This is a genomic window from Streptomyces sp. NPDC046557 (assembly GCF_040645975.1).
In the GTDB taxonomy this organism is placed as follows: Bacteria; Actinomycetota; Actinomycetes; order Streptomycetales; family Streptomycetaceae; genus Streptomyces.
Genome location: NZ_JBEYZH010000024.1, coordinates 1 through 22919, shown reverse-complemented (window position 1 = coordinate 22919; position 22919 = coordinate 1). Strand labels below are relative to the sequence as shown.

The following is a 22919-nucleotide window of genomic DNA, read 5'->3' as shown; positions in this document are numbered from 1 at the left end:
CACCGGCGGTGCCCCGCGCACGGGCAGAGGCCCCTGCCGGCTCCCGGGGCATCGCCGCTGGGATACGAAGACCTCCGCGCGAAGCCTCCGCGCGCGGTGGGGTTCCACCCGCACCGGAGGTCTTCGCCACCAGGGTCCCGTCGAGTGCCGACGACGCCGCCTAGCGGCGGGTGTCCACCACCGCCAGGAGTTTGCCGCTGGTCGGGCTGCGGTCCAGCGAGGCACCGTCGACCGCCTCGACCACCAGGTCCAGCAGTCGTTCGGTCACCGCCGCGCGGAGTTCCGGGTAGCCGCTCAGGAAGACCTCCCGGAGCCGCTCCGGGTCCGTCGTCCCGCCGCGCTCCACCCGCACGGTGAGCCGCTCGCGCGCGTCCGCCGCGTCCAGCCGTACCTGCAACTCGCCCCGGTGGCCGCCCTGTTCCGCGGCCAGGGTCAGGATGCGGCGCTGGTTGAGGAAGTAGGTCGCCACCCGCATCACGTCACCGGTGCGTCCCATCAGCTCGAAGCGCGGCGCGTGCCGACCGCAGGCGCACCGGCCCGGGACTTCCCGCCCGAGGTCGCCTATCAGGTACCGGCCCAGTTGCTGGCCGCGCCGGGCGTGCGTGGTGAAGGCCAGCCGGCCCGTCTCGCCCGGGGCCACCGGCCGGTCCTCGGTCAGGTCGACGATCTCCATCGTGTGCAGGTCGGCGTGCAGGTGGTGCACGCCGCCGGAGCTCTCGGTGCACTGGTACCCGAGCGGACCGAGGTCGGTGCTGCCGTAGGTGATCGAGTGGACGACCTCGATGCCGAACCTTTCCTTGAGGGCGCTGCGCTGCTCCCGCGTGAAGTGCTCGCCACCGTAGAAGATCTTACGCAAGCCGCCGTACGCGCGCAGTGCGTCCTCCTCCGCGTGCAGGAGCTGCCAGAGGTAGGAGGGCATCCCGAACAGCGTGTCGGCCCCGTGGTCGATGAGGGCCCGGGCGGTGGCGCTGTGGTCGGGCCCGGCGGACAGGGGCAGTTGGACTCCGCCCAGGCGTTCCAGCACGGAGAAGAAGCTGATGAAGCTGCCGTACATGGCGCCGCAGTAGAACAGGTTGGCGGTGCGGTCCCCGACCGGGTCGTAGCCCGCGGCGAGCAGGCCGCGGGCGGCGGCGTGCATCTGGGTGTCGTAGTCGTCGTAGCTGAAGACCGACAGCGCCGGCGCGCCGGTACTGCCGCCGCTGCGGAAGAACAGCTCGGCGTCGGCCCGCGCCAGGTGCCTACCCCGCTCCTGTACGTCCTCCTTGCCCAGGAGGGGTCCCGTGGGCTGCGGCAGGACGAGGGGTCGGGCGAGGTCGTCGAGGCAGGCGGTGGTCGCGAAGCGGGCCGGGTCGGCATGCACCGCCACGCGGCGGCTGTAGCGCTGCAGGGCGTACACGCCGTCGTGGGGTTCACCCGCGTAGCTGTCCAGCATGGAGCCGACCGGCGTCACCCGGGTGACGCCCGCGGCCAAGGCGGTACGGGCGAGCTCGGCGATGTCGGTCGGGCTGCCCGCGAGGCCAGCCGTCTGCAGGTAGCGGCGCATCGGGCGCAGGGTGGCGATCATGCGCTTGCGGGGCAATGGTTTGACCCACACGCTGCGGTGCAGGGGTGAGGCGGCGAGCGGCGGGCGGATGTCGGCCATGACCCGCCACGAGCCGTCCGGGGCGGCGAACACACGCGTCAGGCCGAGGTGTTCCTCCAGCCGGGCCACCAGTTCGGTGGTGGTCAGCTCGGCCTCCTGGGCGGGGTCCGGGTCGTCCGCCCCGGCGGCGGACGCGCCCGGTGGCCGGGAGGCGAGGGCCGCGGCGAAGCGCTCGGCGAAGGCGAACACCTCGCCCTCGTCCTCGGTGTCGAGGTAGACGACCTGGGGGCTGGAGCACGCCTGCTGCTCGTGCAGGCACACGTCGGCCGCGAGGGCGTCGAGGGTGCCGGCGTCGGACCAGGCGTCGGCCGTGAGGTAGGCGAAGGAGATGCGGTGTCCCCACTCCACGAGCCGGCAGCCGGGCGGTACGTGAGCCGCCACCCCTTCGACGGCGCCTTCGCCGCCCCACACGGCCACGGCGTCCGCGGGTGCGCACATCAGGCGCAGCCACTCCTGCCTGGAGGACGGGAAGCGCAGCACGACGATCCGCGCTGCCAGTGCGCCGCTGGGGTCCAGGGCCGCGAGTTCGGCCATCAGGTGCTGGGTCAGCAGGGTGTCGGCGCTGCTGGTCTTGAGGATGTTGACGTTTCCGGCGAGCAGGCCTTCGACGATGCTGAGCGGTGCGACCGTCGCGCTGTTACCCGGGGCGATGTGCGCGACCAGGCCGACGGGGGCCCAGGCCTCGTAGACCGTCTCTCGCGGATCGGCCCGGTTCAGCCGGCCGGGGGTCGCGCTGCCGAGCTCCCGGCGAAGCTTGCGGGTGAGCTCGCGACGGCCGAGGGCGCCGCCGAGTTCAGCCAGGACGGCCGGGTCCTCCCCGTCGGGAAGGTGTGGGGCGAGCCGGGCGTGTACGGGGTGGGCCGGGTCGCACAGGGCGGTGGCGAGGGCGTCGCAGGCGGCCAGGACCGTCTCGGTCTCCAGGACCGAGACGAGCGCCGCCTCCACGGCGGCCGGCAGGTCGGCGAGGCGGCGCCCGGCCTCCTCGTCGCGGATGAAGGCGCCCTGCCAGTAGTGGTGCGCGACGCCGGCGTCGTGCCGGTCGTCCGGGGACGCAGCCCCGGTCCCGCAACCGTTCGCGGTGGGGGTCGCGGTGCCGGTCGCCGTCTGGATCTCGCTCACGCCATTCCCTTCATCAGTTCTGCTGCGGCCACCGCGCAGCTGCGGTTGCGGCTCACCCCGGCGCGGCCGTGGACGGTGAACCAGGGGGTCTCCAGCTCGCACCCACAGGCGTCCCCCGGCCGGAGGGAGGCGAGGTCGCCCATGACCACGCTCTGGGCCGGTACCGAGGTGATGTACGGCGACACGAGGTGCAGGTAGCCCGGCTCCCCGTAGGGCACGGGTTCGAGCGTGCGGGTGGACAGGATCGTCACCCGGGACCAGACGGGCGCGTGCAGCCGGTGGTGGTCGCACTCGATGTACGGGATGCAGTGCTCCACCGATCCGAAGGTGTCGCGGATCCGTTCACCGGGGATGCCGAGCTGCTCGGTGACGCGCGCGTACAGCTCCTCCTTGCCGATGCGCCGGTCGGCGTGTCCCTTCCAGCCGCCGCCGAGGACGACGAGGGACCCCTCGGGCAGGCGCAGCGGGGGCAGTCCCATGGACCGCATCCGCTCCAGGGTGAAGAAGAGGAAGGCGGGGAAGCCGAGGATGCGGACCGGGGCGTCCTCCCGCTCGAAGCGGCGCAGCGCGGCGATGCAGCCGAAGGGGTCGAACTCGTGGTCGCCGCCGGTGTTGCGCAGGGCGTACTCGACGCTGCGTGCCGGGGCGAAGTCGCACAGGTAGTTGTCGGTGAAGGCCGTCCCGAGGTTCAGGGACGGGGCCGGTTCGTAGCTGTACAGGAGGTAGTTCACCTCCTGGTCCGGGGTGATCCACCCGTTGCGCTCGAAGATCCGGGCGACCATGCGCTGCGCGGAGCGGATGGTCCAGTGGTCGAAGAACATCTGCGACTTCTGGCCGGTGGTTCCGGAGGAGGTCAGGTGCAGCTCGACCTCCTCGCGCGGGATGGAGAGCACCTCGTGCCGCTTGAAGAAGTTGGCGTGGACGAGCGGGGCCCGGTACGGGTGCGCCTCGGGGGTGGCTTCGTACAGGGAGCGGAAGAACGGGGAGCGTTCGGCGTGCCAGGCGTTGGTCTCGGCCATGGCGGCGGCGAACAGCGCGTCCTGCTCGGGCCCGTGGGCATAGGGGTCGGTCAGGTCGCACAGCTGTTGTACGTGCGGCAGGAGGGCCGGGTCGGGTACGGCGACCGGCGCGAGATGGGGGTTCATGGGGCAACCTCGGGTGGTGTGGGCAGGTGGGTCGACGCCCAGGCCGACACGTAGCAGTCCAGATACGGCTGGAGGGACGGTTCGACGGCGACTCCGCGGAAGTCGATCCGCTCGCTGGAGCGGGATAGGACGGCGTAGTCGTGGAAGCCGTCCCCGTCCGCGCGCATCGCCGGGTACAGGGCTCCGGCGACGAAGCCCTGGGCCAGGAAGGCGCTGAGGGCTTCCGTGTGGGCGAGGGGGACCAGGGCTTCCACGTAACCGGCTCCGGCCCGGGCCAGGGCGCGGGTGACGGGTGCGAGGTGGGCGGCGGCCGCCGCGGGGTCGGGGTGGGCGGTCAGCAGCGAGCAGTACCCGCCGGCGCGGTTGAGATAGGCGTACACCTCCAAGCGGCCGTCTTCGGGGGTGAGCAGTACGTTCGGGGTGTGCAGGGGGTAGAACCAGCCCTCGGCGTCGGGGAAACGCTCGCGGAAGCGGCGTCGTACGAAGGCCGGTGCCTCGATCATCTCCAGCCGTTCCGCGGCCCCTTGGGGAGCGGGTTCCCGGAGCGGGCGTGAAACGGCCCTGACCCCGGGGTAGGAGATGCCGAGCGCGTCCTCGCAGGTGCGCAGCAACGGCATGACGGGTGCGGGGACTTCGGCGACTGGGATCCGGCGGGTGAGCACCCCCGCGGAATGACGCGCGTAGAGTGCGAGGCTCTCGCGGCTGCTGAGGTCCACCGCGTTGGGCAGGATGCCGAGCGGGCGGAAGCCGTTGCGGGCGACGACTCGCTGCGGCCCGGCGCTTACGGTGCGCACGGTCGCGTAGACCGAGTCCAGCCGCCCGGTGTCCAGCATCTCGGTGCACAGGGCCCCGGTCAGCGCGGCGGCCAGGCCCCCCGAGCGGTGCCCGGGGTGGACCGCGATGCCTTCCAGGCGGCCGATGCGGCTGCCCGCGTCGCCGCGGATGACCGCGGATGCCGTCAGGGCCCCGGTGTCGGGGCAACGGCCGACGAGCCAGCGGGAGTGCGGGTCGGCGATGAGACGGGCCATCTCGGCCGGGTCGGTGCCCAGGGCCACGGGGTAGTGCGGCCCGTAGACGGCGTAGTAGAGCTGGCGCAGTTCGGCGATGTCATCGCGCGTGGCCGGGTTGATGAGGGGGTTCACCGCACACCCCCGACGGCTTCCGCGTCCCGCTCCGGTGCCGCCCCGGGCGGCGGTGCGGGGGTGCGGGAGCCCAGGAGGGCCAGCGCGAGGGCCGCGGGGAGCAGGCCGGCGCCCTGCACGAGGCACAGGGTGCGGGGCGAGAGGAAGTCACCCGCCGCGCCGAAGAGCAGGGACGCCACCGGTAGCGAGGAGCCCAGTACCGCCTGCATCACGGCGAAGAAGCCGGGCTTGTCCGCCGTGGGCACGAGGCGCTGGAAGAGGGCGACGAACCGGACGCTGACGGCCCCCGCGCACCAGCCGGACACGCCCAGGCAGCCCGCGATGACCGTCCGGTGGACGACCAGCCCGGGCAGCGCCAGGGCGAGGGCCATGAGGCCCAGGCAGTAGGCGCCCGCGACGGTGGGCCGGCCCGGTACCCGGGCGCCGGTGAAGGCGCCGATGAGCGCGCCGGTACCGAGGGAGGCTTCCAGCAGGGCCACGGTGGCGCCGTCGCCGGAGAGGACCGAGCGGGTGTAGAGGGGGATGACGACGAAGACGGCGGTCGTGAAGAGGTTCGCCGCGGTGAAGCAGATCAGGATTCGCCGCACGTACGGCAGTTCGCGCAGGATGCCGAGCAGCCCGCGGCGCCGGGGCGCGGCTGACGGGTCGTCGGCCGGGCCTTCCGCGGCGCCGGACGGCTGTGGCGCCGTGGTGCGGAAACGGGCGCTCGCGACGAGTAGGGCGGCGCCGAGGTAGGCGGCCGCGCAGCCCGCGGCCAGCCCGGCCACGCCGACCCGGTCGACGGTCAGGGCACCGAGCAGCGCGCCGCCGAGGCCCGCCAGAGACTGGGTGGACAGCTCGAAGCCTGTGGCCGCCTCGATGTCGGCGTCGTCGACGAGTTCGGGCACCGAGGTGGTCAGACAGGGGTCGAAGAACGCCTGGCAGGTGGCCAGGGCGAGGGCGGCGGCGTACACGGCGGTGAGGGGCAGGGCTTCGTCGTGCGCCCACAGCGCGAGGGCGCACGAGGCGGCCCCGGCGAGGGCGGCGGCGGTCCGCAGCACCGAACGGTGGGCGAAGCGGGCGATGGCCCCGGCCACGACGGGCGCCAGCGCCACGGCGGGCAGCGTGCAGGCCGCCATGAACAGCCCCGAGGCCAGGCCCCGGGCGTCGTCCACGGCATGGGCGACGATCCACCAGGACACACCGACCTGGAACATGCGCACGGCGGCCTGGGTGAGGACCTGGCCGAGCCACACGGCGGCGAAGGCGCGGTTGCGCAGGACCAGGGGGGCGCGGCGGCCGGTGGCCCGGGCACCCGACTCGGTCCCGGTCTCGTCGATACCGGCGGTCGGGGCCGGGGCCGGGGCCGGGGACGGAGACGAAGGCGAAGGCGCGGGCGGAGGCGTGGCGGTCATGCGGTCGGCCTCTCGTCGAGGACTCGTACGAGCTTGCCCGTGCGGGGGTTGACCGTGAGGTCGCGGTGGCGTGCCCACTCCACTGACAGGGGGTGCACGAACCCGGCGCGCACGCTGTCGGGGTAGAGCGGCCGTACGGCTTCCAGTTCGGCGAGGACTGCTTCGGCCAGGGCCGGCAGGCCGTCGGCGGGTTCGCCGGAGGTTGCGCTCGCGGCGCCGTCGTCGCCCGGGGCCGTCGCCAGCCGAAGGACGAGCCCGTCCCGGCCGTCCCAGCGCCGCACGACGAGCTGCAGGCCGACCACCCGCCCGGCGGTGTCCGCCGCGGCGACCGCGTTCTGGACGTCCTGGGTGTAGAGGGAGACCGGTCCGACGCGTACGCCCTCCTCCGCGCGGCCGAGGATCCGGAAGTGTCCGGGGCCGGTGCCGGTCCATTCGGCACGGTCTCCGGCGGGGAACCGGATGATCGGCATCAGGCGGCGGAAGAGGCTGGTGACGACGACCCGGCCGGGCCGGCCCGGCTCGGTGACGGGCTCGCCGGTGACGTCGTCCAGGATCTCCACGACCGTGTACGGCGAGAAGGGCCGGTGCACGCGGGTGTCGGAGCCGGGTACGGGGCGGCCCAGCAGCCCGGCGTCGACGCTCGCGTACCCGATGGAGCGTGCCTCGGCGCGGGGGAACGCGGAGGCCAGCAGGCGCCTTTGGTCCTCGAACAGGGCCTCGCCGCCGAAGAAGAGCAGCTCCACCGAGTCGAGCCGGACACCGCCGGAGACGACCTGCTCGGCGAGCTGGCACAAGGTGGTAGGCGTGCCGGCCAGGACCTGCGCGGAGAGTTCGTCCAGCGCGAGGATCGTCGATTCCGGACGGGCCCCGCCGCCGATCGGCAGGCGGACGTTGTCCACGGGCGCGTGGGCGAGCGAGTCGAGGACGAAGAGGAAGCTGGCGTACAGCTCTCCGGCGTAGAAGAGGTCGGCCACGCGGTGCCCCGGGCGCAGACCCGCGTCCACGAGCCCCTGCCCGAACGAGGTGACGAAGGTGCGCCACTCGTCTCGCGTGTAGACGGAGAACTTGGGGGACCCCGTGGTGCCGCCGGTCTTGTAGACGGTGGCCTCACTGAGCGGGCCGGTCAGTACGCGGTTGTCGCGGAGGGTGTTGGCCGCCCAGAAGTCCTGCTGGTCGATCACCGGCAGGTCGGTGAGACGGTCGGTGTCCGGCGGCAGGGACGCGTAAAGGTCGCGGTAGTAGGGCGAGTTGTGACGGGCGAAACGTATGAGGTCCGGGAGGTGCTGGGCGGACATGGGCCTTTGCCTAGGTGACGGGAGAGGGAGCGGAAGGAGGAACGGGGCTCTGACGCCCCCGCCTTCTCGAATGCGCGCCCGAAGCTGACGTGCGGTCACGATGATGAAACATCAATGCGGTTGTCACCAAATCGACCAAGATTTCCGGCCAATCGGGCCAGATTCAACAATATTTGCAGTCAATAGGATGAGCAGTACGCAACGCAGACCCTGCGGCCAGCACCGCCCCGGTCCCGACGGTGAGCAGGGTACGCCGCGTGGGCCCGGGGTCGTTCGGTACGCGCTTCATACCGCCCGAACCTAGCGACGATCCGCAGCGCCGACCTCCCGCCTGGTCCGAACGGCGGATGGGCCGCCGCCGGTGGGGGTGCGGGTGCGGCGGCGCCCGGCGCTGCCGGGACGCGCATGTCCGCCGCCCGTCGGGGGCAACCGCTCGGCAGGGTCTTCGACGCTGGAGGTGCCGGGCATGACGAGCGCTAGGGTGGTCGACCATTTCCCCGCCGGAGGGCCGCGGGGCAGCTGGCCCGCCGAGGAAGCCGCTCCGGCTTCTTGATGGAAGCCGTCGGGATGCTCGCCACCTTCATCGCCATCTGGCGCAACGAGGACGACATGTCCTGCGAACGCGGGTTCGTCCTGGACCAGTACACCCTGGCCGTGATGGCGCACCGCGGGACCACCGAGTGGGACTTCAACGGTGACGGCTTCCACAAGCTGAAGGTCAAGTCGACCGGCGGGAAAGTGCCCTTCCCCGAAGGCACCCTGGAGTACACGGTACGCACCGGTGAGAGCTGGGGCACACCGATCGCCCTGCCGTGGCCGAGCAGTATGGGGCTCACCGACTCCTGGCACACGGCCTCGCCCAGCGCTTCAGCGTCAGCCCCCGCTGACTCAAAGCAGAGCCATCAGAGCGTGAGGGCCGTCAGGCCGCGTTGGAACGCCTGCTGCGCCTTGCTCGGACCCCCTTCGCTGCATGCCCGGCTGCCGGGGCGGAAGACGGCGCCTCAGCGGGCTGGAGCCCAGCGCGGTCAGCCGGTCCTGCTGTTCGGGGAGGAGCCGCGCCCCGGTGTGGGCTGCTTCTGCCGCTTTAGCCACTTGCCGAGGTCGTCGCTGCGAAGAGCACGCCGGGTTCGATGGCCGGCAAATTTGCCGTCGGCGTCGGCGAGGTCGGTAAGGATGCGGTGGTGGCGTTGCCAGTCGAGGGGCTTCGGTTTTGCGTGTGGGTGTTCTCGCTGAAAGGTGCCGTCAACTCGAGTTGTTGCTAGTCCTTGCAGACGCCTTGGACGTGTGTGGCCGACTATTGGGCTGTGCGGGTGGTCATGTCCATTGCAGTAACGATCATGCCCCGGATGGCCCCCTATCTGTGCTGTCGGGTTGTGGAACGTTGTCGCTACCAGCCTCGCCGGAGACACCGGCGGGACTTGAGGAACGGAGAGAGCCATGAGCACTCAGTTGCCCCCCGGCGTCGTTGCGATCACCCCTGACGGCGCGGAGTGTCCGCCAAAGACGCTCGGTCTGTACCGGGACTACAACCGGCAGGGCCCCGGTTACGGGATCGGGGCCGGGTATGACGTGGACCTGGCGCAGTTGCCGCTTTCCGGTGGCGGCAGCATGGCCAAGAACGTCTCGTCGTGGTGGAACCGGACGGAGAGCGACGCGATCCTGATCGGCCGGACCGAGCGCGTCCTGAAGGCCGGCGACAGGCTCGAGGAGCCGTCGGACTCCAACGACACCGTGGTCAAGGTCACCTGGGAGAAGTAGGCCCGGCGACGGCAGCAAAGCAGTGCGGGCCACCACCCGTGGCCCGCACTGCTGCGCTCACTCGGCGCCGGGGTCCGGGGCCCAGACGGCGGGTCCGCCGCCGCGCCATTCGATGAGGCTGGCGTCGTCGAGGCGGGCGTCGTCGGGGTCCAGGCCGGCCCGGCGCAGGAATTCCAGGAGATCGCCGGGGCGGAGGGCGCGGCCGAGGATTTCGCCGTCGCAGCGGATGCGGCGCCCGCCCTGGGCGTCGGGCGGGTAGATGACGCGCGGGGCGGGGCTCATCCCTCCACCCTGCTGTCGGGCAATCATTCCAGCACTCCGAGTGCGGTGTCCGGGCAGCACTGGGGACATGTGGGCACGCCTTGGGCGAGCAGGTCGAGTACCTGGTCGGCGGTGGCGGGAGCGCAGCGTTTACCAGTGTCCCAACACGTCCCGGGACGCGGCCGGGCGGCCGGCGCCGATCTCGTGTTCGACCAGCCACGCCGGCGGCTCCGCCGGGGGACGGAGCCGTGCTGCGGCGGCCTTGGCCTCCTCGGCCTCGTTCAGTGCGCGCTCGGCGCGGCCGAGCTCCCCGCGCAGGTAGGTGACCAGCGTCCGCAGGCGCGGCAGGTCGGGCGGCAGGACAGACACGGTCAGGCCCCGTACTGCACCCGCCGCGCGGCCTTACACGCCTCGCACAAGGGGCTGGCACCCACCCCGTAGCGGCAGGTGGGGCGTGACATTTTGCACACGGTCCGGTCTGGCTCGGCGCCCAGGTCACGACCTGCGGTCGGGGAGCCGGGGTGGGGGAGGTCATGGCGGGCTCCTGGGGTCCGGCGGACTCTTTTATTCCATCACGTGTTCGATTGTTGGCCCAGCTCTGCCCCCGCTGTCGAGCGGCTCGGGTTTGTCGGCTTCCGCCGTCCGGCGTTCTCGTCGGGCCGTGTGTGTGGGCGCGGGTCAGAGTCGAGGACGAGGGAGGCTTTGGTGTTGCGTCCGCCGGTGGAGCCGATGTTGGCGCAGGTCGCCGAGGTGATGCCGCCTGTGCGGCCGCTTGCTTCCGGGGTGGCGTATGAGCAGAAGTTCGACGGGTATCGGGCGCTGGTGTTCACCCCGGCCGGGCCGGGTGGGCGGGTGCTGCTCCAGACCCGCCGCGCCGCCCTGTCGTTCGAGGGGTTGCAGCGTCGGGCCGCCGCCCGCACCCGCAGCGTTCCCGCGTTGGCCGTGAAGCTGCCGGCCTCTTTCGTGGTGTTCGACGTCTTGCAGATCGACGGCCGGGAGCTTTTGCACCTGCCGTATGTGGAGCGCCGCGCCCGCTTGGAGGCCCTGTTCGCCGAGCACGCCCTGACGGCCCCCTGGACGCTGTGTCCGATGACCACGGATGCGGCCCAGGCCCGGGAATGGCTGGAGTCGTGGACGGACGTGTCCGGCGTCGAAGGCATCGTGGTCAAGCCCCAGAGCAGCCGCTACATGCCGGGCCACAGGGGGGCGTGGACCAAGGTCAGACAACGCGACGCCACCGAGGCGGTCATCGGCGCCCCACCGGCACCCTCACCCGCCCGCAGCTCCTCGTCCTCGGCCGCCACGACCACGACGGCCGGCTGCGCGAGGTCGGCCGCACCGTCCCGCTACGCACGGAGGCGGCCCGCCTGGTCGCCGAGCACCTGACGGCCGCCGACCCCGGACACCCCTGGGAGGGCGTCACGTTCGCCGCGACCTGGGCGAGCCGTGACGTCCTGGACGTGCGCCTGGTCCGCCCCGACCTGGTGGCCGAGATCAGCGCCGACCGAGCCGTCGACCGCGGCGGCGTCTGGCGCCACCCGCTCCGCTTCAAACGGCTGCGCCTGGACGTGACCGTGGACGACGTCCCGCGGTTCGGGGAGGGTCGGGCCGCCGCAGCCGGGTGACCGGATCGGCTTGGCCCTGGCTGTGCCACCAGCGGCGAATCGACTCGACCGCGAACGCGGCGGTGTCGTGATCGGTGCCGACGTTACCAGCCGGTATTTGCCGCGACGTCGTAGATGCCACGCGCGTCGGGAACTATTCGTTCACGGGATTGAGGTGCGTGCCGTAGTCGATCACCGTGCCATGGCTCTTGGCCTGCTGTCGTTCTGCCGGTGTGACGCACAGGGTGTCGCCCTTGAACTTCTCACGCCAGACGTAGCCGGGCTTGCACGTCCTCGGCCCGTAGGCTCCGCCGCCGGGCTGCCGGTGGGGGTTACTGCCGTCGGACGGGAGGCTCTTGACAGAGGTCTGTGTTTGTGGCGCGATCGCCGCAGTGGCCGGCAGCGCGATGCCTCCGGTGATGAAAGCGGCTGAGGCGAAGACCATCATGGAGCGCGAGATCCGGCGCTTTGACTGAGCGGCGGTCGGGCTGGGGCGGTCATACGACATGAGTGCTCCTTGCGGATAGAGGCCGCCGGAAAACGGTCGGGCAAGCTGCGCCCGAGCGACCCGCGGCTGGTTGATACGGGGCCACTAAGGCCGCCGTTCTCCTGGCTGGTCTCGCTGTCTTTGCGGCGTGACCACACTTCAAGTAGGCGCGTTGGTGGTAGCCACCGTCATGCCCCTGAAGAACGTGTCTTGACGGGAGGGCGCAAATCTGAGCGGCTCGGTGCCGGCCCGGGACATCCCTGGGAGGGCGTCACGTTCGCCGCGACATGGGGGGAGCCCTGACGTCCTGGACGTGCGCCTGGTCCGCCCCGACCTGGTGGCCGAGATCAGCGCCGACCGCGCCATGGACCGGGGCGGCGTATGGCGCCATCCACTGAGGTTCCGGCGACTGCGCCTGGACGTGGCCGTGGGGGACGTTCCCCGGTTCGGGGAGGATCCGGCCGCCGCAGCCGGCTGACCGGATTCTCGGCGCGGTCCGCAGGGGGTTGCGGGGCTAGGGGTGTGGTGGTGTACCGCGTGCGCGAGGGGCGGTCCATATACGCTCTGACCTGCGGTTTCGTCGGGGTTTGCGGAGCTAGCCCCTGTCTCCTGCACTGTGCGGATCACACCTCCGCCGGGGGTGTGATCCGTACCTGGTGACCTGTCCGACCGGGGACGGTGACGTCCACGGCGGGATCCGCTGGTCCGCGAGCGGCCCGGCCCGTGTTCGGTCCCTGGGTGGCCCTGGGGATGTCTGTGCAGTTCAGAGGCGTATAGGCGGCGTTCCGGGGCTGTTCAGGGACTCGGCGCGTTCCGTACCCTGCGCAGATTCAGTGAGCCAGCACAGCCGCCAACCCGCTCAGCCAAACTACGTAACCCCAGGTCAGAAGCGTGACGACTGCTCAGTTGCACTGACCGGCGACACGAGACGAACCCCGGAGGCGGCGGCTGTTACGGTCCGGCCATGACACGCCCCGACGACGTACTCACTGTCCTGCGCCGGAATCCTGATCTGGAGAGGCTGGCTGCGGGACCCTTCGATTTTGATCTTGACCGGGCTGAGCACGTGGAAGAGGTCCGTCTGGCGAGTGGAGCGATGCTGAGGGCCGTGGCGGGCGATGACACCGGCGGAACCTATTTCATATGTGCCGACGGGGCTGTGCTGTACGCGAGCTCCGAGGGCGAGGCGGGTCTCATCGGTGCCAGCATGGACGAGGCGCTGGAGATTCTCTTTGGTCTGCCGGGTTGGCACGATTACACCGATCTCGACCTCGCGGCCGATGACGAGGTACTGGAGGCGGTGTTCGACCGGATCGAAGACGAGATTCGGGGCTCCTACGGCCCTGAGCTGGACGCCGATCGCAGCACGCTGCTCAGCGGGTTGGGTCTGCGCCGGCTCCCCAGGAGGGATCTGCTGCACAGGCTCCAGGAGTCCCTTCTGCGGACCGAGCCGGAGTTCCTGCTGCTGAACGCGGATGAAGGCTGCGCGTACGAGTTGCTGGACCGTCTTCGGCGTCCGCCGCTCTGGCAGGCGGTTCTCGCTCCCGGCCGGGCCGATCTGGCCCGGATGCGGGCGGGCTGCGACCGCTGGGACGCGATTGTGGGCGATCCGGTACGGCGGGCCACCGTTCTGCGCGCTGCACAGTATGATCGGCAGCCGGGCGACCTGCAGCTTCTGCGCATACTCCTGCGGCAGGAAGTCCGCCGCGGCCCCACTGAAGAACTCCGCCTCGCCGCGGTCCTGGTCGCCCTGCACGGTGAGACGGAGGACCACGCTCTGCTGTGGTCCCTGCTGGAGTCCGACCCCGATTTCCACTTCCTACTCGGTGGTTTCCCCGATTCCGCACGAGCCCTCACGCAGTGGGCGGCGGACTTCGACGAGTCGAACTACGGCCAGGATCCCCACGCCGAATACGACCTCACCTGGACGGCGCTGGCCCGCCGCCAGGGGCAGACCGAACTGGCCCGCGCTGCTCTCATACGTATCCTCGACGACACAGGCCCGCGTGATGGGGCCCTGCTCGGGTCCCTCGCCAACGAGCTCAAGATCCTCGGGGACCTCGGGCAGGCGATCCGGGCACGCCGCCTGCACGCGTCCTTGCAGGACGACGCCGACAAGCACGGCGCGGCCCTCGTCGACCTCGCCTCTTTGCAACGCCGCCACGGCGAGGTAGAGGCAGCCTGGCAGTCCCTTCAACGGGCAGTCACGCTACTTGACGGCCCGCCACCGCTGCCGCCTACCAATCAGCTGGCGCTCGATCTTGATCTACCGAAACCGTCCTGTCAGACCTTCACTTGGCGGGAGCTCGGCCTGGGGGTGAGAGTCACCGAGGAATACTTCCTCATCACACAGGCCGCCGTGCCGCTCGGTCTTTACGAGGTGGCCCAGGCGGCACTCCAGTCGGGGAAGACCATGCTCGACGGCCTTGCTCACCCCACCGAGAATCTGCGCCAGGCCGCAGAGGCTGCGCAGACGCTCGCAGCACCCCGGCCCACCTGAGAATTGCCTCTTCTACGGGTGTCGGCCGGTGGGCAGCGCGATGAGCGTGCCCTGCCGCTTGAGGGCGTCGTTTTCGAGGGTGGGCAGATCAAGAACGGCTGTCCCTCAGGCACCCCCTTGCTCATCCAGCCTCCCTTCGAGGGTGGCGAACAGGTCGCTGAACTCACGCATGAAGGGTGAGACCACACGGGGCCACACCGGATCCCGGCGGGTGAAGTGCACCCGCCATCCTGTCCTCGACATGGAGCCGGACACTATCTGCGGACAGTTCAACAGCGATAACAGAAGTTCGACGGGTACCGGGCGCGCTGCTGTTCACCCCGACCGGCGCGGGTGACCGGGTGCTGGTGCAGACCCGGCGCGGGACGTTGATCCAGGACCGGTTCCCGGACCTCGTCGCCGCCGCCGAGCAGTTCCCGGGCGGCCTGGTACCCCGACCTGACTCGCCACCGGCCCTCCGGCCAGGCCGGGCCACGTCACCTGCCCGGTGGCGTGCTTCTCCAGAGCGGCCATCAGATGCAGCAGTGTGGACTTGCCGGAACTGGACGGTCCGGTGATCGCGATCCGGTCTCCGGCGCGGACCTGGCAGGTCGCACCGTGCACCGCGACGACCGCGGCGGGCCCCGAGCTGTAGGTGCGGGCGACGTCCTGGCAGTGGACGAGCACCTCCTGGGGAGTGGTCATGACCCGATACTTCCGTCACGCAGGGTGATGACCCGGTCGGCGATCTTCGGCCTCGGGGCTGTGGGTGACGAGCAGCACCCCGCCGCCCGCCTGCGCGCGCTCGCGCAGCAGCACCAGAATGCGCTGCTCGGTGACGCCGTCCAGTTCACCGGTCGGCTCGTCCGCGAGGAGGATGTCCGGGTCGTTGGCCAGAGCGACGGCCAGGCCGCCCGCGCCAGCTCACCTCCGGCGAGCTCCTGAGGCAGGGCACGGGAGCGGTGTGCGAGCCCGACTCGCTCCAGCAGTTCGGCGATGGACTGCTTGCCGGCGCCGGGGGGTCACGCTTGGCGGCGGTCCGGGCGAGGCGGATGTTGGCGCCGATGTCCAGATGGGCGATGAGGTTCCCGGACTGCAGCAGAACACCGATCCGGCGGGCGCGGACGCGGGCCCGCTCTGCCTCGGGGCGGTGGCTGATGCGCTCGCCGCCGACGTGGACGGTGCCGCCATCGGGTTCGTCCAGCCCGGCCAGGCAGGCCAACAGGGTGGACTTGCCCGACCCGGACGGCCCGATCACCGCGAGGCTCTCCCCGCGCCGCACCTCAAGGGCGACCCCGCGCAGGGCCAGAGTTTCCTCCTCGCCCGCCCGGTAGAACCGGTACAAGTGCCGCGCCGTCAGCGCGGCAGTGTCCGTGGACTGCTGGGCGAGCGTGTGGGAGGCGTTCATCACTGCCACCGGAAGGAGTCGGTGACGATACGCCACGGGTCTACGTTGTCGGCTCCGACCGGCCCGGACAGCGTCAAATCGACCTGCCGGCCGCCCCGGAAGAAGCTGTACCGCTCGAACGCGGAGTGGACCACCTTCCCGGTCACCAGGTCCGGGGCGCTGTTGCCCTGGTAAGTGAGCAGGACGGCCTGCCCGGCCTGACGGGAGACAACCGTGGTCTTCCCCGCCTGGAATGCGGGTACCTGCTGCTTCAGAACGGGCACCACGGTGGAGTTCACCGACTGGGGGGTGGGAGTCGAGGTGGCGTTGGAAGGGCCGATTTCGATCCGGTTCAGCTTGTCGGTGAAGGTGACCGCATGGCCGCTCTCGGTGCGGACCAGCCCTCGGGGATCTTGATCGTGAACCCGCCCTGGGCGGGCTGGTAGGCGACATACGCCTGGTTGTCGGGGATGTCATCGGCAGGATTGGACTCGGCCGGCGCAGGCTGCGTACTGCTGGTCCTCTTGGGCGGTACGGATGTGCTGCTGCTGCCGCATCCGGCGACCAGGCCGATGGTCAGCGCGAGACCGGGCACCAGAGAGAACAAGTGTGCGTCGCATGATCGTGGTGCCCTTCACGAGTGAGGCGGACGGCCATACCCGCGACGCTAGGCAGCGGCCGGTAAGAGCCCGCACCGAGCAGGGTTAGACGACGGCAAAACCGCGCCACCCAAGGTCTGACGCAGCGCCTGCCCAAGGCCGGCCCACGCAATGATGGGCGCATGAGACAGCGAGCGTCCGCGTGGTAGCCGCCACGGTGGCCCTCCTCGTGCTCGTATCGGGGGGCCGGCTGGGTGTCTACGACCTGGAACTGCGTCTGCGCGCAGGGAACATCAATGAGCCACACGTCGGGCCACCGCCGGCACCGTGGTGCAGCAAAACAGCGGCGATGCACTCATCGTGGCCGTCCCCGTCTAACCTCCGCCGGCCGAACCGCCCCAGCCCAGCGGGATGAAGAGAGGGGCTGCCGGTCAGCCTCGGGGCTGAAGGTTGCCTCGACGGTCTCCTCGGGTCGGCGTTCCTCCATCTTCGCCAGCAGGAGGAACGCGGCCTTGTCCTGCGCGGTGAAGGGGGGTTGGGTCATGGAACGGGGCCACAGTCCGTAGCGCAGGACAACGTTGATCTCGGCGGCGAGCAACGTCAGGCGCGCGGCGGTGTATACCCAGGTCAGTAGGCCGATCACGATCGCGAAGAAGCCGTACACGTCGGCTGCGTGATGGATGACGTAGCGGACGTAGAAGTCGCCGATGGCCTGCAGAGCCTCCCAGAATGCGGTGGCGATCACCACGCCGACCAGCACGTCCCGCACCCGTACGGTGGCAGCGGTCAGCAGGGTGAAGGCGGCGAGGAAGACGCCGAAGTTGACCAGCGCGGACGCCGCCCAGGACCAGGCCCCGGCCAGCGGCCCAAGCTTGGGGGCGAAGCCGATCAGGGTGCTCGACATCAGCACGCCGATGCCCAGGACCACCAGGATCGCCAGGCCCCGTACCCGGCGGCCCACGAAGCCCGGCCACTCCTTGAACGGCACGTTCCACACCGTGTTCATCGCGTTCTGCGCAGCCTGACCGACCCCCTGCGCACCGTAGAGGGCGCCGACCAGGCCCAGTGCGAGCACAAGGCCGCTGCCCCGCAGCGGGTGAGCCGCGCTGCGCAGCTGGCTACCGATGATCGGAAAGTCCGCCAGCGCGGAGTTCACCAGCCGATGCTGTAGACCCGGGTTCCCGCCGAGGACGAAACCCAGAAGGGTGGAGAACACCAGCAGCAGAGGGAAGATGGCAAAAAGGGCGTAGTAGGCGATGACGGTGGCCTTGCCGCCGGCCTGGTCATTGCCGAACTTCTGCACGACCGCGAAGGGCAGCCCGACCACGGCGTGGCGCTGCTGGAAGAGGTCGATCCGTCGTACAACGACTTCGGCACGGTTCATCGCAATCCTCCCGTGACACCTTCGGTTGCCCCCATCCATCCTGCGCCCCACGCAGCCGCTTGTAACCGCCACCGCCCCGAGCGGGGGAGCAGCTCAGTGCACGTTGTCCGGGCCGCCGACCAGGTGGAGGCGGCGAACCGGCGCCATCTCCAACCGTGCAACCGGCACATTGGGCGATGGGCAAGACCTGTGCGACGAACAGCTCTGGAAACAGAGCATCGCTCCCTGTTCCGAACTGCTGATCCGTGCGCCTGGACGGTCCGGGGCTCAGGCACGCGGTCCACCACGGGTCGGCCTTGCGGCCGCGGCTGGGAAAACGGTGGATGCTCCTACGGGCGGCGCTGTGCGGTGGGTGTCTGCCAGGACCATCTGTGTCGTTTCAGCAGCCGCCACACCGTTGCCACCGACAGGCTCGGCCGGAAGCGGAGTCGGTTCAGGGTTTGCATCCGAGCCAGAGTCACCGCTCAGCGTCGAAGTCGTGCCAGGTCGGACCTTTGCCGACCGCGCGGGCGCCCTGGGCCTGGTGCGCGCGCCGCTGACATGACCGTGTAGCCGTGCCGGGGCACCGGTCCGTCGAGTACGGAGGGCTTGCCGGTGGCATTCCACCGCGGAGTGACCAGAACAAGGCGCGAGCCGTCTTCGACACTGCCGTGCGCCGCTGAGGGGGACCCGTCCGGCAGCTGCCGAAATTGAGGGGCAAGCGGGCGTCACCACGTTCCGGCACGCGCGACAAGCGCCAAGGCTGCGCCGAAAGCGAGCGGCGAGGTGTAACCGGGCGCGTCGTGCCGTCAGGCGAGAGAGCACGAAGCAGGCATGTCCTCCGTCGGCGGATACCCCTCCTCTGTGCAACAGCCCTGACCGCCATTTGCGGCTGGTTGAACGCGACGAGCACGCCGTCGAACTGCGGATGAAGGAGGTGTCATCGAGGGCAAGGGCCTCGCGCGGCGTCCGGGGCCCGGATCGTTTTCGAGGACTCACCTGGCGTTCGGGCTGCGTTTCTCAGCGTGCTCTTATCGGGTTCCGGCCAGGCTGGAGGAGTGATCGGGAGGACCGCGCGCCCTTCGTTCCGAAAAGGGGGAAACCATGGCTTCCCGCATTGCCGCACTTCCCGTCGTTTCGGCCGGGAGCCGCACTGCCCCGCGGATGGCAGGTACCACAAGTACGCTGCATCGTTTCTTCGAGGATGCGTGCGATCGTGGACCGTCGGCGGTCGCGCTCGAGTGTGGACCACACCGTCTGACCTACGCCGATCTCGACGCGCGGGCCAATCAGGCCGCCCACCACCTGCGCCGTCTCGGTATCGGCCCCGGCAGGCGAGCTGCCCTTTCGCTGGCCCGGTCCGTGGACATGTACGTGTGGATGCTGGGCGTCTGCAAGTCGGGTGCCACGTTTGTTCCGGTCGACCCCGCGGCGCCTCCCGATCGGGTCGCCTTCATCCTGCGCGACGCGGCTGCGGACGTGCTGTTGACCACGTCCGCTCTCGCGGATGGCGCGGACTGGGCGGGCCCGAACGGGCCGTGCCCGGTGATCGAGGTCGACGCGCACCCCGGAGATCTCAGCCGGCTGCCGTCCTCGCGCCCGCCCGCCGAGGACCAGCCCACGGATGATCCACTCGCGTACGTCATGTATACCTCCGGGTCGAGCGGCAGACCCAAAGGTGTGGAGGTCGCCCAATCGAGCATCTGCAACTTCCTGCGTGTCGTTTCCCCGATCTACGACGTTCGGCCGCAGGACCGCGTGTACCAGGGCATGACCATCTCGTTCGACTTCTCCATCGAGGAAATCTGGCCCACCTGGACGGCCGGAGCCACGCTCGTCGCCGGTCCTCCGGGGCCCGGAGGACTCGGCGACGAACTCGCCGACTTCCTCCAGGTGCACGCCGTGACCGTTCTCTACTGCGTGCCTACCCTGCTGGCCACGATCTCGCGAGACCTCCCGCAGCTCCGCAGTGTCGTCGTCGGCGGCGAGGCGTGCCCTGCCGCGCTGGTCGAACGGTGGAGCAGACCGGGTCGGCGCATGCTCAACACGTACGGGCCGACCGAGGCCACCGTCACGGCGACCTGCCAGGAACTGCTGCCGGGCCGCCCGGTGACCATCGGCCGGGCGCTTCCGACGTATTCGGTCGTCCTCCTGGACGAGCGGCGCCAACCCGTGCCGCAGGGCACCGTCGGTGAGATATGCCTGGGCGGCCCGGGCCTCGCCCGTGGTTACGTGGGCCGGCCCGACCTGACGGCCGACCGCTTCGTCGAGCACCCTCTGGCCCCCGGTGGCGGCCGTCTATACCGCACAGGCGACCTCGGAAGGATGACCGGAGAAGGGGAGATCGAGTACCTCGGGCGGGCCGACGCCGAGGTGAAGATCCGCGGATATCGCGTGTCGCTGGACGAGATCGACAACCTGATGTTGGAGGACCCAGGCGTCGCCCAGGCGACCACCGCATATCTGGCCGTGCCTGCCGTGCCTGATGCCCCGAACGGGCCCGACAGTGACCGCGTCCTCGCCGCTTACGTCGTGCGCAATCAGCCCGTCAGCGTCCCGGACGATGTCCTTACCGCCCGGCTGCACGAACGTTTGTGCCGGTCGCTGCCTGCGTACATGGTGCCCTCGACCCTGGACTTCCTCGACGCCTTGCCGGTCATGCCGAGTGGTAAGGCTGACCGCACGCGCCTGCCCGCACCCTCCGGCCGCCGGCTCGCCGCCACCGGCCACGTGGCGCCGGTTCGCGACGAGGCGGAGGCGAGGGTGCGCGACGCCTGGGCGCAAGCGCTCGGTGTCGCTTCCGATGAACTGTCGGCGGAAGCCGACTTCTTCACCGGCCTCGGAGGCCACTCCCTCCTCGCCGCCCGCGCCGTGTCGTTGCTGCGTGGCACAGCCGGCGGGGCCGCCCCCACCCTGCGTGACCTCTACGAGAACCCCACAGTGCGGACTTTCGCGGCACGTCTGCGCTCTTCGGCGGGCACCCCGGGTCCGGCGGCTCGGCCTCGCCCGGAGCCCCTGCGTCACGGCACTGCGCGGATCGCCCGTGCGGGGCTGGCTCAGGCGGCGGCCTTGTACGGGCTGTTCTTCCTCCTGACGGCACCCGTGGCCCTCTCCTACGCGGCGCACCACGGTCGGGTTCCCGGCTGGGGAGCTGTGGGGCCGGCACTCGCCGTGATGAGCGGATACATGGTGGTGCGCTGGCTGGTTCCCGTCGCCCTCGCCCGCCCGCTGGGGGCGGGCATCAGACCCGGCCGCTACCCGCTCTGGGGGGTGACCTATCTGCGTCTGTGGACGCTGGATGTGCTGGTGCTCGGGATGAGCCCCTTGCGCGTGCTCAGCGGTTCTCCTCTGATGGCCCCCTATCTGCGTCTCCTCGGCGCGCGCATCGGCCCCCGCGTCACCATCGCCACCAGCCTGGTCGGGCTGCCCGCGTTGCTGAGGGTCGACTCCGACGCCGCGATCGGCTACGGAGTGACCGTACGGCCTTGGCAGGTCGCCGACGGATGGGTCACGGTTGCCCCGATCGTCGTAGGTGCGCGGGCGTACGTCGGCGCCAACGCGGTCCTGGAACCCGGGGCATGCCTGGGCCCCGGATCCGCGCTCGGCGAGCAGTCCGTCGCAGGCCCCGGTGGGGCGGTGCCCGCCGGAGCCCGGCGTGCCGGATCGCCCGCCCGCCCGGTCGATGCGCTTTCTCCGCCCGTCGAGGCGATGCTGCGGGCCCACCAGGGCGAGACGGACCGCTGGCGGCCGAGCCAGCTGGTCGCTGCTCTGCTCGGCGTGGTCCTGCTGGAAGCGGCCGCATTCGCCACCGCCCTGCCCGGTGTCGCCCTGTTCTGGTGGGCCTGGCTGCGCGGAGGCACGGCAGCGGGTATGGCCGCAACCACGCTGTGCGGGCCACTCTTCGTAGCCACGGTTTGCCTGTTCGTCGCCGTCGGCAAGAGGGCGGTGCTGCCGAGGACACCTACCGGGATTTATCCGGCGCGCTCAGCACTGGGCGTGCGCAAGTGGTTCGCCGACAAGCTTCTCGAACACAGCCTCGTCTTCACGAATTCGCTGTACGCCACGCTCTACACGGCCCCGTGGCTGCGTCTCCTCGGCGCCCGCGTCGGCCGGAGCGCCGAGGTCTCCACGGCGTCGCACATCGACCCCGACCTGCTCACCCTCGGCGACGGCAGCTTCGTCGCCGACATGGCCGGCGTCGGCGTGGCCACCTTCGCTGCCGACCGCATGGGGTTCTGGCCCACCGAGGTCGCCGAACGGGCGTTCGTCGGCAACGCGGCCCTCGTTCCCGCCGGAACGCGGCTGGGCCCCGGCTCTTTGATCGGTGTGGCGACGGTGCCGCCCGGGGACGGCGTGCCCGCTGACAGCACTTGGCTGGGTTCGCCCGCGCTGCGGCTGCCGGTGCGCCAGGACAGCGGGTCGTACCCGCAGGAGCTGACGTTCCGCCCCGGTCGCAGGGCCGTGCTCGGCCGCCTGGTCATCGAGTTTTTCCGGGTCACCCTGCCCGCCTCGGTGATCGCCACGAGTGCCTTCCTTTTCCTGCTGGCCCTGAGAGCTGTCGCCGGTCGGGCGGGAGCGCCGGCAGCACTGCTGGTGTCCCCGCTGATCGCCGTGGGCGCGGTACTGGCCGTCATCGGGTACTGCGCGCTGGCCAAGTGGGTGGTCGCCGGAAAGTACCGGCCGCGCGTAGAGCCCTTGTGGAGCCTTTTTGTGCGCCGTACGGAATTCGTCACGGGTCTCTTCGAGGCGGCAGCGGTTCCGGCGGGCGTGGGCGCCCTGGTGGGAACGCCGTTCCTGCCGCCGGTGCTGCGTCTGTTCGGCGCCCGTATCGGTCGGCGCACCTGGATCGGCACGACGTTCATCACGGAGTTCGATCTGGTGGACGTGGGCGACGATGCCGCGGTGGGCATGCACGTCTCGCTGCAGAGCCACCTGTTCGAGGACCGTGTGATGAAGATGTCGACGGTGACCGTCGGCCCTGCGGCGAGCATCGGCCCGCGCACGGTCGTGCTCTACGACACGGTGGTGGGCGCGGATGTCCGGCTCGGGGCCTTGTCCCTCGTCATGAAGGGGGAGCGGCTGACGTCGGGAACGGACTGGCAGGGTCTTCCGGCGGAAGGGCTGCCGCCCGAGGCCACAGAGATCCGAGGAGAATGACGAAGTTGATCGGCACGCACCACTGGGTGGTGTTGGTGGCGGGCGGATTCGGGTTGGGCGCCACGGGAACGACCGGCACCACGGGGG

Annotated in this window: 20 protein-coding genes and 2 pseudogenes; 6 read left to right on the top strand and 16 right to left on the bottom strand. The window is 70.7% G+C overall.

Features of this window, described 5'->3' with window-relative positions; translation table 11 throughout:
• Positions 1-160 precede the first annotated feature (160 nt).
• From ABZ934_RS27875 to ABZ934_RS27855, 5 genes are read right to left on the bottom strand one after another with little or no spacing between them, the layout of a single operon-like run.
• Positions 161-2761: an acyl-CoA reductase gene (locus ABZ934_RS27875; protein ID WP_361318350.1), complete on the bottom strand. Its 2601-nt coding sequence runs from the start codon at positions 2759-2761 to the stop codon at positions 161-163.
• The gene (locus tag ABZ934_RS27870) at positions 2758-3906 is read right to left on the bottom strand and encodes an acyl-protein synthase (RefSeq protein ID WP_361318348.1); all 1149 of its coding nucleotides are present in this window, start codon (positions 3904-3906) and stop codon (positions 2758-2760) included. The genes ABZ934_RS27875 and ABZ934_RS27870 overlap by 4 nt, the downstream gene beginning before the upstream one ends.
• On the bottom strand, positions 3903-5048 hold the full coding sequence (locus tag ABZ934_RS27865) for a GNAT family N-acetyltransferase (RefSeq protein WP_361318346.1): 1146 nt from the start codon (positions 5046-5048) through the stop codon (positions 3903-3905). The genes ABZ934_RS27870 and ABZ934_RS27865 overlap by 4 nt, the downstream gene beginning before the upstream one ends.
• A complete protein-coding gene (locus ABZ934_RS27860; protein ID WP_361318344.1) occupies positions 5045-6442 on the bottom strand; it encodes an MFS transporter in 1398 nt (465 codons plus the stop codon). Before ABZ934_RS27860 ends, ABZ934_RS27865 begins: the two co-directional genes overlap by 4 nt.
• Entirely contained in the window at positions 6439-7737 is a 1299-nt protein-coding gene (locus ABZ934_RS27855; protein ID WP_361318342.1) for an AMP-binding protein, read from the bottom strand. Before ABZ934_RS27855 ends, ABZ934_RS27860 begins: the two co-directional genes overlap by 4 nt.
• A 1437-nt stretch (positions 7738-9174) precedes the next feature.
• On the opposite strand from ABZ934_RS27855, the gene ABZ934_RS27850 reads away from it, so the two are divergent.
• The gene (locus ABZ934_RS27850; RefSeq protein ID WP_361318340.1) at positions 9175-9495 is read left to right on the top strand and encodes a peptidase inhibitor family I36 protein; all 321 of its coding nucleotides are present in this window, start codon (positions 9175-9177) and stop codon (positions 9493-9495) included.
• A gap of 57 nt (positions 9496-9552) precedes the next feature.
• Here the strand turns inward: ABZ934_RS27850 and ABZ934_RS27845 are convergent, their stop codons facing one another.
• The 3 genes and pseudogenes from ABZ934_RS27845 to ABZ934_RS27835 all read right to left on the bottom strand — a co-directional run bounded on the left by ABZ934_RS27845 (position 9553) and on the right by ABZ934_RS27835 (position 10125).
• On the bottom strand, positions 9553-9777 hold the full coding sequence (locus tag ABZ934_RS27845; RefSeq protein WP_361318338.1) for a hypothetical protein: 225 nt from the start codon (positions 9775-9777) through the stop codon (positions 9553-9555).
• 23 nt (positions 9778-9800) lie between these two features.
• Positions 9801-9878 (bottom strand): annotated as a pseudogene (locus ABZ934_RS27840) (hypothetical protein); the annotation flags it as partial.
• Positions 9879-9906: 28 nt separating this feature from the next.
• A complete protein-coding gene (locus ABZ934_RS27835; RefSeq protein ID WP_361318336.1) occupies positions 9907-10125 on the bottom strand; it encodes a hypothetical protein in 219 nt (72 codons plus the stop codon).
• 336 nt (positions 10126-10461) lie between these two features.
• Here ABZ934_RS27835 and ABZ934_RS27830 point away from each other — a divergent pair, with 336 nt between their 5' ends.
• Positions 10462-11142, top strand: a complete 681-nt coding sequence (locus tag ABZ934_RS27830; protein WP_361318334.1) for a hypothetical protein — start codon at positions 10462-10464, stop codon at positions 11140-11142.
• Positions 11143-11216: 74 nt separating this feature from the next.
• Positions 11217-11381, top strand: coding sequence for a hypothetical protein (locus ABZ934_RS27825; RefSeq protein WP_361318475.1), 165 nt, complete (start codon positions 11217-11219; stop codon positions 11379-11381).
• Positions 11382-11391: 10 nt separating this feature from the next.
• Here the strand turns inward: ABZ934_RS27825 and ABZ934_RS27820 are convergent.
• Both ABZ934_RS27820 and ABZ934_RS27815 read right to left on the bottom strand, forming a co-directional pair.
• Positions 11392-11500 (bottom strand): annotated as a pseudogene (locus tag ABZ934_RS27820) (hypothetical protein); the annotation flags it as partial.
• A 14-nt stretch (positions 11501-11514) separates the two neighbouring features.
• Positions 11515-11868 carry a hypothetical protein gene (locus ABZ934_RS27815; RefSeq protein ID WP_361318473.1) on the bottom strand — a complete coding sequence of 118 codons (354 nt, stop codon included), beginning with the start codon at positions 11866-11868 and terminating at the stop codon, positions 11515-11517.
• Between the two features lie 292 nt (positions 11869-12160).
• Here ABZ934_RS27815 and ABZ934_RS27810 point away from each other — a divergent pair, with 292 nt between their 5' ends.
• Both ABZ934_RS27810 and ABZ934_RS27805 read left to right on the top strand, forming a co-directional pair.
• Positions 12161-12325 carry a hypothetical protein gene (locus tag ABZ934_RS27810; protein ID WP_361318332.1) on the top strand — a complete coding sequence of 55 codons (165 nt, stop codon included), beginning with the start codon at positions 12161-12163 and terminating at the stop codon, positions 12323-12325.
• A 486-nt stretch (positions 12326-12811) separates the two neighbouring features.
• A complete protein-coding gene (locus ABZ934_RS27805) occupies positions 12812-14347 on the top strand; it encodes a hypothetical protein (RefSeq protein ID WP_361318330.1) in 1536 nt (511 codons plus the stop codon).
• A gap of 315 nt (positions 14348-14662) precedes the next feature.
• Here the strand turns inward: ABZ934_RS27805 and ABZ934_RS27800 are convergent, their stop codons facing one another.
• The 6 genes from ABZ934_RS27800 to ABZ934_RS27775 form a co-directional block, all read right to left on the bottom strand.
• Positions 14663-15031 (bottom strand): ATP-binding cassette domain-containing protein, encoded by a 369-nt coding sequence (locus ABZ934_RS27800; RefSeq protein WP_361318328.1) that lies wholly within the window; start codon positions 15029-15031, stop codon positions 14663-14665.
• A 145-nt stretch (positions 15032-15176) separates the two neighbouring features.
• Positions 15177-15734, bottom strand: coding sequence for an ATP-binding cassette domain-containing protein (locus ABZ934_RS27795; RefSeq protein ID WP_361318326.1), 558 nt, complete (start codon positions 15732-15734; stop codon positions 15177-15179).
• The gene (locus tag ABZ934_RS27790; RefSeq protein ID WP_361318324.1) at positions 15734-16012 is read right to left on the bottom strand and encodes a hypothetical protein; all 279 of its coding nucleotides are present in this window, start codon (positions 16010-16012) and stop codon (positions 15734-15736) included. Before ABZ934_RS27790 ends, ABZ934_RS27795 begins: the two co-directional genes overlap by 1 nt.
• A 53-nt stretch (positions 16013-16065) precedes the next feature.
• A complete protein-coding gene (locus tag ABZ934_RS27785; protein ID WP_361318322.1) occupies positions 16066-16320 on the bottom strand; it encodes a hypothetical protein in 255 nt (84 codons plus the stop codon).
• Positions 16321-16667: 347 nt separating this feature from the next.
• Positions 16668-17696, bottom strand: coding sequence for a YihY/virulence factor BrkB family protein (locus tag ABZ934_RS27780; RefSeq protein ID WP_361318320.1), 1029 nt, complete (start codon positions 17694-17696; stop codon positions 16668-16670).
• A gap of 329 nt (positions 17697-18025) precedes the next feature.
• Complete coding sequence (locus ABZ934_RS27775; protein WP_361318318.1) at positions 18026-18157, bottom strand: winged helix-turn-helix domain-containing protein; 132 nt, start codon at positions 18155-18157, stop codon at positions 18026-18028.
• Between the two features lie 682 nt (positions 18158-18839).
• On the opposite strand from ABZ934_RS27775, the gene ABZ934_RS27770 reads away from it, so the two are divergent.
• Positions 18840-22832 carry a Pls/PosA family non-ribosomal peptide synthetase gene (locus tag ABZ934_RS27770; RefSeq protein WP_361318316.1) on the top strand — a complete coding sequence of 1331 codons (3993 nt, stop codon included), beginning with the start codon at positions 18840-18842 and terminating at the stop codon, positions 22830-22832.
• The last annotated feature ends 87 nt before the right edge of the window (positions 22833-22919 follow it).

Coding starts and splice junctions, on each gene's coding strand:
- ABZ934_RS27845 (WP_361318338.1), bottom strand. CDS start 9,777: ATGAGCCCCGCCCCGCGCGTCATCTACCCGCCCGACGCCCAGGGCGGG.
- ABZ934_RS27815 (WP_361318473.1), bottom strand. CDS start 11,868: ATGTCGTATGACCGCCCCAGCCCGACCGCCGCTCAGTCAAAGCGCCGG.
- ABZ934_RS27805 (WP_361318330.1), top strand. CDS start 12,812: ATGACACGCCCCGACGACGTACTCACTGTCCTGCGCCGGAATCCTGAT.
- ABZ934_RS27770 (WP_361318316.1), top strand. CDS start 18,840: ATGGCAGGTACCACAAGTACGCTGCATCGTTTCTTCGAGGATGCGTGC.
- ABZ934_RS27870 (WP_361318348.1), bottom strand. CDS start 3,906: ATGAACCCCCATCTCGCGCCGGTCGCCGTACCCGACCCGGCCCTCCTG.
- ABZ934_RS27850 (WP_361318340.1), top strand. CDS start 9,175: ATGAGCACTCAGTTGCCCCCCGGCGTCGTTGCGATCACCCCTGACGGC.
- ABZ934_RS27800 (WP_361318328.1), bottom strand. CDS start 15,031: ATGACCACTCCCCAGGAGGTGCTCGTCCACTGCCAGGACGTCGCCCGC.
- ABZ934_RS27855 (WP_361318342.1), bottom strand. CDS start 7,737: ATGTCCGCCCAGCACCTCCCGGACCTCATACGTTTCGCCCGTCACAAC.
- ABZ934_RS27860 (WP_361318344.1), bottom strand. CDS start 6,442: ATGACCGCCACGCCTCCGCCCGCGCCTTCGCCTTCGTCTCCGTCCCCG.
- ABZ934_RS27795 (WP_361318326.1), bottom strand. CDS start 15,734: ATGAACGCCTCCCACACGCTCGCCCAGCAGTCCACGGACACTGCCGCG.
- ABZ934_RS27780 (WP_361318320.1), bottom strand. CDS start 17,696: ATGAACCGTGCCGAAGTCGTTGTACGACGGATCGACCTCTTCCAGCAG.